The sequence below is a fragment of the Mesorhizobium sp. M0587 genome, assembly GCF_040320945.1.
GTDB lineage: Bacteria > Pseudomonadota > Alphaproteobacteria > Rhizobiales > Rhizobiaceae > Mesorhizobium.
This window is the reverse complement of sequence record NZ_JAMYQP010000030.1, coordinates 76541-88176: the sequence shown is the minus strand read 5'-3', so window position 1 is coordinate 88176 and position 11636 is coordinate 76541. Positions and strand designations below refer to the sequence as shown.

Below are 11636 nucleotides of genomic sequence, written 5' to 3'. Positions count from 1 at the left end.
AAGGCATCGCAATGCGCAGCGAGAAAACCGATCGCAACTTCTCCGCGATGATCTACGCATGCGCTGCCGTCATCAATTCTCGATGATTCTCAACAGCCCCTAGTTTAGCAGCCAATGAAGGCCTCTATGTCAATTGCGCGCATCCGATCTGCTGCAAATCGACGAAGCTTGCTTGCACATGAGTGCGATGCCCGACCCGCCGGCCACAACCTACGTCGTCAGCGTCGAGAAGCCGCATTGGCGCACCGACCAAATCGGCAAATCCGCCGCGCAACCCCGCTGGCTCCGGCCGGCGGGCTTTTTGTTTCATAAGCGGAACATGATATTAAGCCGCTGGTTTCTGTGATGGCGGCATAGCCGCTGGTCAAGATCCCGCAAGACTTGGCCGGGCCCGCCTTTTGCCCCGAGCCCCAGGCGGGCCCACTCTCGACCTGTCGCGAGATCCCCCTGCGCTAGATTGTATGCGTCCTGGTGAGGGCTGTCGCGGGCCGTTTGACTATCGTGGCCATAACATGAGCTTGCAATCAACTGCTCTGCCGGGGTTCGAAGCCGGTGCCGCGTCAACACCTTGCCACTCCTGGCTATGCCCGTTACCCGAAAGGTTGGCGGTTTTTGCGTTTGAGCTATGCTTTGACGCTTGGCCGCGGCGGTTTCATCGCTGTTTGCAACTGCAATCTGTCGACGGTCGCAATGATGGCCGCAGCAATCGCTTCCGCCTCGTGGATCAGTTCCGGCCCGTTGAGCCCATTGACCATCTCTTCACTGACCAGGACGCCGGGCGGGCAGTGATCCTCGATTGTGCGTCGGATCAGGGTCAGCGCTGCCCGGCATTCGTCGGCTTCGATCTTCATCTACTTTTCTCACATTCAATTTTGCTAAAATGCAACCAAATCGGCCCCGCGCGCCTTGTAATGGCGGTCGGAGCTTCGAGTGCATGCGTAACGCCGCAGACCGGCTGAAGTTCATCAAGCCGCAGGAACCGGTCTTGGTCGAGACGCCGCCGGTCAGCGACGACTGGATCCACGAGATCAAGTATGACGGCTTTCGCACCCAGATCATTCTCGACTGGGCTGGCGCTCGGGCCTTCACCCGTACCAGCATCGATTGGTCCAGGCGTTGCTGGCCGACGCTGCTGCCGAGAAGCTCAAGGCGAAATCCTTCATCCTCGACGGCGAGATGATTGCTCCCGACCCGGACGGCCGGCCGAACTTCCACGCCATGCATTCCCGGATGGTCAACGCCGAGCTGCTCGCCCTTCGTTGCCTTCGACATCCTGCACAAGGACGGCGAGGATCTGCGCCAGCGGCCGGCGATCGAGCGCAAGGCGATCCTGTGGGAGCTGATCAAGCCGGCGCAAGGCATCATTCAGTACAGCCAGTATGTCGAGGGCGGCGGTGCCGAGTTCTTCGAGGCGGCCGAGTAAATGGGCCTCGAAGGCATGGTGTCGAAGCGACGGGAAAGCTCCTACCGCAGCGGCGCCAAGGGACGAGGCTTGGCTGAAAATCAAATGCTGGGACATCTCCGAGCTGGATCTGATTGGCGTCAAGCGACAGGCCGGCAAGCGGACCGAGCGGCTGTTTGCACGGGACGGGAAATATGTCGGCTAGGCCGTGATCGCTGTCGCCGATGCGGTCAAGGACCGGCTATGGAAGCGCGTTCAGAAGGCCAAGGCGGGCCACCGGATGGCCTTCCCACGGCGGAGGTCACTCCGGACGTCGAATGGATCAAGCCCGGCATCAAGGCGAGCGTCAGGACGCTACGCGGCGAGCGCAAGCTGCGCCATGCGTCGGTGCAGCACATCCGGGAGGTTTGAGCGCTATAGGCACCGCCAAACGTTTGTTATTCCAGGAGGAACTCACCATGCCTGGCAAGCAGGACGTCCGTAATCGCAACCGGGTCGTTGGCGCGACCAAGTTTTTCGGCACAGTGGTGTTCATATTGTTGCTTGTTGGCGTTGTCGTGGGCTTCCTGCAATTTCTCCACGTCTGGGGAAGTCCGACAGACGAGAATCCAACGACGATCGAAAACCCGCGAGATAGAGAGGCGCCAGAGAGCAATCCTCTTGAGCGGGCGTGGCGAGCACCGCAGCGGATTTTGCAGGATGTCAGGGAAGAGACTAGCCAGTTTATGGTGGATTCTGCGCGAGGAACCAAGCAAATGCCGATCCGGACCAAAGCCAATGAAGCAGGTGTTTTCGGCCCGACCGAATTGGCCTTGCTGGACGGGTTTTCGAGCGACTAAAGCTCGACGGCCAATCGCGCGATGCACGCGATGCGCTCGCCTCTCGGATTATCGCAAATTTATCGCAAACTACATGGCCCGACTGACTGACGAAGCCGAGCATTTCTCTTTCGAAACAGCCGCTCGGCCGTTAGCGCCTATAGCGCCTTGCCGGCGCGTATCATGGCGCGTGCGATTGCCAGTTGCGCTTCCGTCCTGGCGTTCTCTTTCTGCGTCATGTTGTCGGCGGCTATGAGCCGCTTCAGCGATCGCAGGATCTCATCACGCGTCCAGCCGACCTCAAGCATGCAATCGACGATCGCCTGAAAACCGGGCTCCATCGCCTCTTGGCAATCAATCGAGCGATCAAGATAGTCGTTCTGATGCCTTGGCGGAGTGATGATCTTACCCCCTGCAAATACTGCTCGCCGTCAGCTCGGTGCCCGAAGCAGAACCAGCGTGACTCTTGCCTGGGCTTGGCGAAACCGAACGGCGCACGAAAGCCGCATCCGTCGAACTCGCACACGTGGTTTTCGATCCGCGTGCGCTCACGCGGAGCTGCTGTCCTGCGTTCTGCAAGTCTGGCTGGCTCGTCGCTCATGGCGAAAAGATTCCACAGACCGTCTTGACGATCAAGGAAAATGTTCCTTTTTTGTTCTTATGGCTCATGAACCGATCGATACGCTGGGAAAGGCGACCCGGCACAACATGCTTGTGAAAGCTGAATGCAGCTGCGGCAATGTCCGCTACTGCCGATCGGCCGACTTGATGATGGTCTATGGGGGCGGTGTCGATCCGCTGACGCTGAAGTTCGACTGCAGCCGATGCAAGCCGCAAGTCAAGATCACGCTGCTAGAGGTGCACCCGGAGCATTTGCCGAAGAAGCTGATGATCCATAAGCCTATGAAGGTCGACGGCAAGATCCATTGGCACACCGAGCGCTTCCGCGGATGAAAAAGACCCTCGCGGACACTTTGGCCGCCCGAGAATCCGTCTATGTAAATTGCGGGCATGCCCTGTGCTGCAAGTCGACCAAGCTCGACATCCAGGCGTTGATCGATCGGCTAGGACCGGATCATGGTTCCATGCATTGGGATCTCGTCGGGCTCTTTAATTGCTCGGATTGCAAGGCTGTGGGCCGCGACCGCCGACCGGTGTTCTTCACCTTCGTGCCCGATTACGAAGGCCAAGACGAAGCACGCACCAGGCGTGTTCAGAAGCCGACTTTCGGCCGCATGTGAAGGCGCTGGCGAAGGTCGGCACCTTGCAGCGCTGCCAATAGGTGAGCGCCAGGCCGCGCGGGACACTTCGGCGATTTCGATCGAAACACCGAATATGAATCTACATTCGCTTGTGCTAATTTAGTTAACAGGAAGTAAGGGGGTTTCGACAATGTCTACATCACGTCGTGCACTGCTTTCCATGATCGGTGCAACTGTCGCATACGCCGCCGTTTCTGGCATCGCCTCTGCGAAAGGGGGCGGCGGAGGTGGCAGGGGTGGCAAGGGCAGCAAGGATGGCGCGATGGACATTGGTTCCGGCCTAGTTCCAGCGAGCGGACCAGCCCAAAGCAAGTAAAAACTTTCAAATCTTTCCAAGGCAAGGCATGCAACCGTGATTACAAATCGGTTTGCCCGACGACGCCGATTGGCAAATGCGATCTTCAAAGCAAGATGGCGCAGTTGTCACCCGCATGTAGAACTTTCGTTGAACAGCATCGCTAAACAGAAGAACGACGTCGTCAGTGTGTTCGAGAAGCCGGATTGGCGCGGCCAAGGCTCTGTCTATGGCGAAAGAGATCGGCGACTGGACGTGAAATATACGGCGTGCGCCGCCTTGAAGATGTGCGAGGTGCCAGACCTGATGGTACTCGGCGAGGTATTGGTGGCCGCCTAGCGTTCCGCACCGGCAACAACAAGGGCTCACTTCGCGCGGGCTTTTTCAATGAGCACGGCGCACTTTCACCGATTACGCGGCGGCCGGGTTCGCGGAAAGGGTATGATAGGCGATGGTGCCTTCTGGAATTCAGCAGCCGCTATTTCGTCAATCAGAGCGTCAAGCATCGCGCGGACGCTCTGGCTTGTTTGGTCGTTCCCGCACAGTCTGTTCTGCGCGCACTCCAGCAACTCACGCGCTGCTGCAAAATCGCTCTGCATAGCAACACCATCGCCCCAACGCAGGACATCGTCGCGCCAGGTAATTAAGTGCTTGCTAATATATGTATCGGCAATTTACCGATTGCGTGAAAGAGACGGCGAGCACATTGGCGGGCTGGCCTCTCTGCCGGCCATAGGAGCCGCTGCGGCGCTTTCCACAGCCATCGCGCGAGCATGGACCCGCTCGCCGAGGCGATCGCCGAATACCGCGCCGGGATGGTGGCATTCGCCGCGCTCCCAAGTGAGTTGACTGATATCGGCAACGAGGAGGAGTTCGTCCAGACAACTTTGGACAAGCGTTCGATCGGCTGTGGGATGACTGTCCGCCGGCAACAAGTCTTGGGGGCGTGGTGGAGGCGATCCGCTTTACGATCGAGTCGCGCTGCATTGTCTGCTCGAGCTCGCAGAACACGCTACAGGCGGCGCTGGCCTTCCCTGAGAGGGAGCACGGCCTATGACAGGCCGGGGAGACGCAAAGCTCTTGCGCCGCGCGGCCGAGTTCAAAGCCGCGGACGATCGGCGGCGACATGCTACCGCAAGGACCGCGGAAATCGAGGAGGCGACCGTCTCGGAGCCCGTGTTCGCAAGGCAGAAAAGAAGGAGGCTGCGGTGGCCCGCGCGTTCGATCGTCTCATGAAGGCCCGGTCGAAAAGCCTGGAGGCCTGCTCGCGAACGTGAAGGTACGGCGCCGTTGGAATACGGATGACGACGCCAGCGAGGTCCAGATCCTCAAAAGCCTTGTCGCCGATATCAAGGCCATGGCGGGGATCTGTCATGAGATCGACCATCAACGGAACGGCGTTGTCTGCGTTTGTGCAGCAATGCCTAGAGCCATTGCCGGATGCCGTGCTTATCGACGCGACGCGCATCACAACCAGCTAATGCGGAAGGCGCGCGGCGACAACTGGAGGAAAGCCCATTTCGTCACCGATCTCGCCAAGGTGGAAAGAGACTATCCTTTTAGCGAAGAGCCTTTAGGCGCAGTGGGTGCTGGAGGATGCCCGGGCCGCCAACGAGGTCGACCAGCGGCAGTGGGAATGCGTTGAACGATGGCGGCAGGCGATTGCCGAGCAGATCCGCGTTCCTGCCCCCGATCTACTCGCTGTCCAGTGGAAGCGTGATGTGGCCGCCAAGGATCAATGTCTTCCGATCAAGGCAGCAGAAATCGCCGCTCTGATCGCGGCCGATGAGGCCTTTCTCGCGGCGCATCCGATTACAAAACAGCCAAGGCGCCGGAAGGCGAACTGATCAAACCTGCAAGTTTGCAGGATTTGGCCCGCTGCTTCGATGGTGCGCTTTCTATATCTAGTGGCAGAAAAGTCACGCAGCTTGAATATGCTGAGGTTCAACCGGCGCGAGCTTATTATCCAGCTAAGTAGGGCGTACCGTTATTTCGCGGGCAAAGGGGATGCCCGACATTCCTCCCGAACTAGGCCCGCTGCCCTCACGGTGGTGGGCCTTTTTCATTTGGCGGCGGGACTAACGGGATTAGCGGTACTAACCTTTGCGGGCCGCTGGCGACTGCCAGCGCAGCTCATCACCATCGGCCAAGCATCGCCTTAAAGATTTTGTTTGCCGAGATGCCTCAGACAAAGGAACAGCTCGAGCGCATGAGGGCGCAGGGCTATTACCGAACCGACCAGTATCGAGCGAAATCCCGCGCTACGTATCTGCGGTGTTCACGAGTGTGGAATACCCATTTCACATTATTAGGCGTTTCCAAGGCTTTGTAGGTCGGACCGCTGACCCAAAGATGACGCACCTGCCAGGGCGTGAACGGCAGCTTTGCGCCGCATGATGGCCATAGGAGCGTCTGTTGCCTCCACTCGGAAGCAGACGCCGGAGAACAACCAATAGTCAATACCGAAGCTGGAACCTGAGCCAAAGAGATGCCCTAGGCGTGTGCAGCAACTAAGACGCCTACCGAATCGTCCCGTCGGGCGGCTATCGGTTCGACACCGTCGGCTAGCGCGCATCCCTTTTAGAGCTTGGATAGATTTTGCCGATATCTATCGGTAAAAGGAGCCGGAAAGTCATGAACGAGATCTGGCACTCACTCCTCGCCAATCTTGCCCTCGTCTCCATCCTGGTCGTTGCTTGGGACCTTGTGGCGGATTTCACGGGGCGTCTCTCGCAGCGGGTACAGTCGCTGCTTCTCGGCCTGGTCATGTGCGCGGGCGCGATCATTTCCATGGCGACGGCTCTGTCCGTCTCCGGCTTCGTCGTCGATCTGCGCGCCGCTTTTGTCGGCGCCGCCGCGTTCTTCGGCGGGTGGCCGGCGTTGTTCATCGCCACCGCCGGCTCCATTGCCTATCGGCTCTATCTTGGCGGGCAGGGTGCCAGCGTCGGCATCGTGAGCATCCTGATCACCGCCGTCGTCGGTCTAGCATGGCACCATATCGTCGCGGCCCGGTCACGCACCATGTTCGACATATTCGGCCTCGGCGTGTCCGTCGCGCTTGCCGGGCTGATCACCCTTCTGATCATCCCCCCGCAAGTCGTCGCCGGCTTTGTCCAGCAGAGCACGCTCCCGTCGCTGGTGTTCCGCTTCCTCAGCACCTTCATCATCGGCGTGCTGCTCGATCGCCAGGAGCGGCGGCGTGATCTCGCCATGTCCAACATGATCTACCGGGCCATGGTCCGCGAGCTGCCGGATAGCCTCAACGTGAAGGATGTCAACGGCCGCTTCATCGCGGCCAATCCAGCCACCGCCGAACTGGTGCGCGCCGCCTCGGTCGAGGACCTTATCGGCAAGACGGATTTCGATTTCTACCCCAAGGACGTGGCCGAGCGCTTCAGGCAGGATGAAACGGGCGCGCTGGAGGCCGGGCAGACATTGCGCATCGACCAACCCGCTCTCCTACCGGATGGCAGGCAGGGCTGGCTTTACACGCTGAAAGCGCCTTTCCGCGACGAGGCAGGCAAGATCGCCGGCGTCATCACCTACAACCGCGACATCACCGAGCAGAAGCAAAACGCCCAGCTAAAGAATGACTTCATCTCGACGGTCAGCCATGAATTGCGCACACCGCTTACCTCCATACGCGGGTCGCTCGGCCTGATCGCGGCCGGTGTGGGGGGCGAACTGTCACCCAAGGTCGCCAATCTCGTCAACATCGCCCACAACAACAGTGAAAGGCTGGTCCTTCTCATCAACGACATCCTCGACATGGAGAAGATCGAATCGGGCGTGATCGCCTTCAAGATCAGGCAGATGCCTGTGCGTCCGGTCCTGGAGCAGGCCATTGCCGCCAGTTCCAATTATATGGCCGAGAGCAGGATCCGCATCGTTATGGTCGACGATGCCCCGCGCGCCGAGGCCAATATCGACCCTGACCGCCTGCACCAGGTGATGGCGAATCTGCTGTCGAATGCGATCAAGTTCTCCGATGCCGGCGGCACCGTGACGGTGAAGCTCCAGCGCCGCGACCGCGACATGCTGCGCATCTCCGTGATCGACCAGGGCGCTGGCATCCCGGAGGCGTTCCGCAGCCGCATATTCGGCAAGTTCGAGCAGGCGGACGCGTCCAGCACCCGCAAGAAGGGAGGCACGGGCTTGGGCTTGAGCATCGTCAAGACCATCATGGAAAAGCTGGGCGGCGCCGCATCCTACGAAACAGAGGAAGGCAAAGGAACCTCGTTTCACGTCGACCTTGCCGAAGCGCCCAGGCAGGCCGAGAAGCCGATCTTGGTCGAACGCCGGGAGCGCAAGCGCGATGGCCGTCTGCGTGTCCTCATCTGCGAGGACGAGCCCGACGTCGCTGCGGTGATCGCGGCACTTCTCGAGGCGGAAGGCTTTTCCAGCGACGTCGCCCCCGACATCGACACCGCCAAGGCGCTGCTGCGCTCCCGCGACTATGTGGCGCTGACGCTCGACATCAGGCTGGCTGGGGAATCCGGCATCGACCTCTTCCACGACATAAGAGCATCGCCGGTGAATTCCGACATTTCGGTCATCGTCATCTCCGCCGTCGCCGACGAAGCTAGGCGCTCGCTGAACGGCAGCGCCGTCGGCATCGTCGACTGGCTGGAGAAGCCGGTGGACTCGGCGCGGCTCCACGCCGCTCTCGCCAAGATCGTCGGCCGCAGGGTCGAGAAGGCGCAGATTCTGCATGTCGAGGACGATGAGGGCTTGCTTGCCGTGATGTCGGCAGGGCTGGGTCCGGGCGTCTCGATCGCCTCGGCGAAAACGCTGCAGGACGCCCGGCGAGCGGTCGCGAAGCGTCGCTTTGACCTGGTCATCCTGGACATAGCGCTTCCCGACGGATCGGGTCTGGACCTGCTGGCCGATCTGCCGCTGGAGACCCGGGTCATCGTGTTCTCGGCGGCGGAAATGGACGAGAAACTCGGCGACCGGGTGCAGGCGATCATGACCAAGACCAGGGCCTCCGAAGTCGACGTCGCGAAGCTGGTCAGAAGCATGCTGATCGCTACTCGCGACGGCAGCGCCCCGACCCCTGGCAAGGAGCGACGATGATGCCGGCACGGATCCTATATGTGGATGACGAGGATGATATACGCGAAATCGCCCAGATGTCGCTTGAGCTCGACCCGGAATTCGAGGTGCGGTCTTGCTCCTCCGGGGTCGCGGCGCTGACCGATGCCGTCGATTGGCAGCCCGACCTCATCCTGCTCGATGTGATGATGCCGGACATGGACGGACCGGAAACGCTGACGCGCCTGGCCGATTCGCCGCTGACGGCATCGATACCCGTGGCGTTCATCACGGCGCGCACGCAGACGCATCAGGTCGAACGCTATCTCGCCATGGGAGCGGTCGGGGTCATCGCCAAACCTTTCGATCCGCTGGCGCTTGCAGGCGAAGTAAGAAAGCTGCTCCCGCGGCGCGATGGCCCTGCCTAGGCGCGCAGGGCAAGGCGACGGCATGAACCCTGTCGGTAAGCGCCGTTTGCCGTTTACGGCTCCTATACCGTGGGCCGATATTCATCTAGTGATTGTATCGAAATGCGGCTGTCGCGAATCGGCTTTATCTATGATCGCGCGGTGATGGCGGCGAAGGCCGCGTGAAATTTGTCTATCATGGACCGCTTTGGCGGATGTCGGTTCATTGGTTGATCACTCCGGGGGGCGACGGAACCGGAGCAGGATTGGTGGATAGAACGAAGGCAAGAGTTCTGATCTGCGATGACGATCCCTTGTTGCTCGAGCTGATGGAATTCAGGCTGAGGGCGAAGGGATACGAGGTCATCAAGGCGGTGGACGGGGCGGAGGCGCTGGCGAAGGCGGAGCAGGACGGCCCCGACATCATTGTGCTCGACGCGATGATGCCCAAGGCCGATGGCATTGAGGTGCTGGCCCGCATCAAGGGCGACCCGGCTCTGTCCGAGACCCCGGTGATCATGCTGACCGCCCGCAAAGCCGAGAAGGACATCGTTTCGGCCCTTGAAAAGGGAGCCGACGACTATCTGGTGAAGCCATTCATCCCCGAGGAGCTTCTGGCCCGGTTGGCGCGCCTGCTTGCGCGCAGAAGCGGGAAGCGCTGATGCGGCGCGGCCGGCGTGCTGCCCTTGCCGCATGCCTGATCCTGGCGATCGCCGTGCCTCAGGGCGCGGCGCTGGCGCAGACGGGGGATGAGCTCTACGCGTCCGGCGTCAAGGCCAGGCAAGCGCAGCATTTCGACGAGGCGGCGGATCTTTTCCGGCGCGCCCTGACGCTCAAGCCCGCCAATGCCGACGCCCTGGTTCAGCTCGGTTTCGCCGAGCTCGGCCGGGACAATCTGCCGGCGGCGCGCGACGCCTTTTCCAGGGCGCTCTCGCTCGCCCCGACCTATCGGGACGCCAGCTTCGGCATGGCCGAGGTCGAATTCCGCTCGGGCAACCTGGATGCCGCGCTGCCGCTCGCCGAGAAGGTTGCGCAGGCTGATCCAGGCAATGCCGACGCCGCAGCGCTTGTCGAGAACATCCGCAAGGCGAAGCAGGCCGCCGCCAGTGAGGCGAAACGGGCTCCCGCGACTCCGGCGCGGGTAAAGAAACCGGCCAGCCGGCAGCCCGATCCCGTCGCCGGCCTGATGGAGCAGGGCAGGCGTCTGCGGGCGGCGGGAAAGCTGCCCGAGGCGGAGAAGGTCTATCGCCAGGCGCTGAGGCTGGCGCCGACGAACACCGACATCCTGGTCGCCCTTGGCCTTGTCGCCGGCTCCAGCCAGCGATTCGACGAGGCGGAGCATTTCTTCGACCGCGCGCTTGCAATCAAGCCCGGCCTTCTCGACGCGCGGTTGGGCAAGGCGCGCCTGGCGATCTGGCAGGGCGACGCGCCGCGCGCCCGCGCTCTGGTCGACGGCGTTCTGGCCTCGGCGCCGGACAATGTCGAGGCGCTTGACCTCGATGCAAGAGTTGCCTTGCTCAAGGCCGATTACACGCGGGCCGGGCAGTCGTTCCAGCGCGTGCTTGCGCTCGATCCGCGCAATGCCGAGGCGCTAGTCGGGCTCGGCGATGTGCGCCGCGCCGAGGGTGACGAAGACGACGCGCGGCAAGCCTACAGCCAGGCGCTCGCCATCGAGTCAGGCTCGGCCGATATCCAGCAAAGGCTGGCCGTGTCGCCGCCGCGCAAATGGCGGCTCGACGTCGGCAGCGAGATCAGCGATCTCACCGACGGGCTCGGCGACTGGACCGACAATTCGGCCGGCCTTGCCTATCGGCTGTCGCCGCGCACGACGATTTCCGGCCGGGCCCGGCTGGCCACCCGCTTTGGCCACACCGACGTGCAGGTCGAAGGCCGCATCGACCAAGCCTTCTCGCCGGCGTTCTCCGGATATGCGCTGGCGGCGACGACGCCGGACGCCGATTTCCTGGCGCGCTATTCGATCGGCGCCGGCGCTTCGTGGCAGATCGTGGCGCCGGCAAAGGCGTTCGGCCCGCTTTTGCTCAACATCGACGCCCGCTTTGACAATTTCGCCAACACAAATGTCACCAGCATCTCGCCCTGGATGCAGACCTATATCCTCGATGGCCGCCTGGGGCTTTCTGCCCGCTGGGTGCATGCGCAGGACGATATCGGCACGCGCGCGGACGGTTATGTGCTTCGCGCCGACCTTGCGGTGACACCGCACTTCAACATCTTTGGCGGCTATGCGGACGCCCCCGAAATCTCCGACGGCACGCTGGTGCCGACGCGCACCCTCTTCGGCGGTATTTCCTGGGACGTCAGCGACCCGCTGACGCTGCGCGCAAGCATCGCGCATGAAGAACGGCCGACATTCGACCGAGATATATTCGGTCTCGGCCTGACCGCGCGGTTTTGACG

At 61.5% G+C, this 11636-nt stretch carries 14 protein-coding genes; 12 read left to right on the top strand and 2 right to left on the bottom strand.

Annotation, left to right across the window (positions count from 1 at the left end):
- Nucleotides 1–623 precede the first annotated feature (623 nt).
- Entirely contained in the window at nucleotides 624–851 is a 228-nt protein-coding gene (locus NKI49_RS23975; RefSeq protein WP_352604899.1) for a hypothetical protein, read from the bottom strand.
- 83 nt (nucleotides 852–934) lie between these two features.
- Here NKI49_RS23975 and NKI49_RS23970 point away from each other — a divergent pair, with 83 nt between their 5' ends.
- The 4 genes from NKI49_RS23970 (at nucleotide 935) to NKI49_RS23955 (ending at nucleotide 2241) form a co-directional block, all read left to right on the top strand.
- The gene (locus tag NKI49_RS23970; protein WP_352604901.1) at nucleotides 935–1180 is read left to right on the top strand and encodes a DNA ligase-like domain-containing protein; all 246 of its coding nucleotides are present in this window, start codon (nucleotides 935–937) and stop codon (nucleotides 1178–1180) included.
- On the top strand, nucleotides 1181–1423 hold the full coding sequence (locus NKI49_RS23965; RefSeq protein WP_352604903.1) for an ATP-dependent DNA ligase: 243 nt from the start codon (nucleotides 1181–1183) through the stop codon (nucleotides 1421–1423).
- Between the two features lie 222 nt (nucleotides 1424–1645).
- Complete coding sequence (locus NKI49_RS23960; RefSeq protein ID WP_352604905.1) at nucleotides 1646–1813, top strand: hypothetical protein; 168 nt, start codon at nucleotides 1646–1648, stop codon at nucleotides 1811–1813.
- Between the two features lie 47 nt (nucleotides 1814–1860).
- On the top strand, nucleotides 1861–2241 hold the full coding sequence (locus tag NKI49_RS23955) for a hypothetical protein (RefSeq protein WP_352604907.1): 381 nt from the start codon (nucleotides 1861–1863) through the stop codon (nucleotides 2239–2241).
- A gap of 137 nt (nucleotides 2242–2378) precedes the next feature.
- Here NKI49_RS23955 and NKI49_RS23950 read toward each other — a convergent pair whose 3' ends face one another.
- Nucleotides 2379–2624: a hypothetical protein gene (locus tag NKI49_RS23950; RefSeq protein ID WP_352605027.1), complete on the bottom strand. Its 246-nt coding sequence runs from the start codon at nucleotides 2622–2624 to the stop codon at nucleotides 2379–2381.
- A gap of 304 nt (nucleotides 2625–2928) precedes the next feature.
- On the opposite strand from NKI49_RS23950, the gene NKI49_RS23945 reads away from it, so the two are divergent.
- The 8 genes from NKI49_RS23945 to NKI49_RS23910 all read left to right on the top strand — a co-directional run bounded on the left by NKI49_RS23945 (nucleotide 2929) and on the right by NKI49_RS23910 (nucleotide 11634).
- Entirely contained in the window at nucleotides 2929–3174 is a 246-nt protein-coding gene (locus tag NKI49_RS23945) for a hypothetical protein (protein ID WP_352604909.1), read from the top strand.
- The gene (locus NKI49_RS23940; protein ID WP_352604911.1) at nucleotides 3171–3461 is read left to right on the top strand and encodes a hypothetical protein; all 291 of its coding nucleotides are present in this window, start codon (nucleotides 3171–3173) and stop codon (nucleotides 3459–3461) included. The genes NKI49_RS23945 and NKI49_RS23940 overlap by 4 nt, the downstream gene beginning before the upstream one ends.
- 466 nt (nucleotides 3462–3927) lie before the next feature.
- On the top strand, nucleotides 3928–4116 hold the full coding sequence (locus NKI49_RS23935; RefSeq protein WP_352604913.1) for a hypothetical protein: 189 nt from the start codon (nucleotides 3928–3930) through the stop codon (nucleotides 4114–4116).
- A gap of 1247 nt (nucleotides 4117–5363) precedes the next feature.
- Nucleotides 5364–5624 (top strand): hypothetical protein, encoded by a 261-nt coding sequence (locus NKI49_RS23930; protein WP_352604915.1) that lies wholly within the window; start codon nucleotides 5364–5366, stop codon nucleotides 5622–5624.
- Nucleotides 5625–6411: 787 nt separating this feature from the next.
- On the top strand, nucleotides 6412–8853 hold the full coding sequence (locus tag NKI49_RS23925; RefSeq protein ID WP_352604917.1) for a hybrid sensor histidine kinase/response regulator: 2442 nt from the start codon (nucleotides 6412–6414) through the stop codon (nucleotides 8851–8853).
- Nucleotides 8853–9239, top strand: coding sequence for a response regulator (locus tag NKI49_RS23920; RefSeq protein ID WP_352604919.1), 387 nt, complete (start codon nucleotides 8853–8855; stop codon nucleotides 9237–9239). The genes NKI49_RS23925 and NKI49_RS23920 overlap by 1 nt, the downstream gene beginning before the upstream one ends.
- A gap of 248 nt (nucleotides 9240–9487) precedes the next feature.
- On the top strand, nucleotides 9488–9880 hold the full coding sequence (locus NKI49_RS23915; RefSeq protein ID WP_352604921.1) for a response regulator transcription factor: 393 nt from the start codon (nucleotides 9488–9490) through the stop codon (nucleotides 9878–9880).
- Entirely contained in the window at nucleotides 9880–11634 is a 1755-nt protein-coding gene (locus tag NKI49_RS23910; RefSeq protein WP_352604923.1) for a YaiO family outer membrane beta-barrel protein, read from the top strand. The genes NKI49_RS23915 and NKI49_RS23910 overlap by 1 nt, the downstream gene beginning before the upstream one ends.
- The last annotated feature ends 2 nt before the right edge of the window (nucleotides 11635–11636 follow it).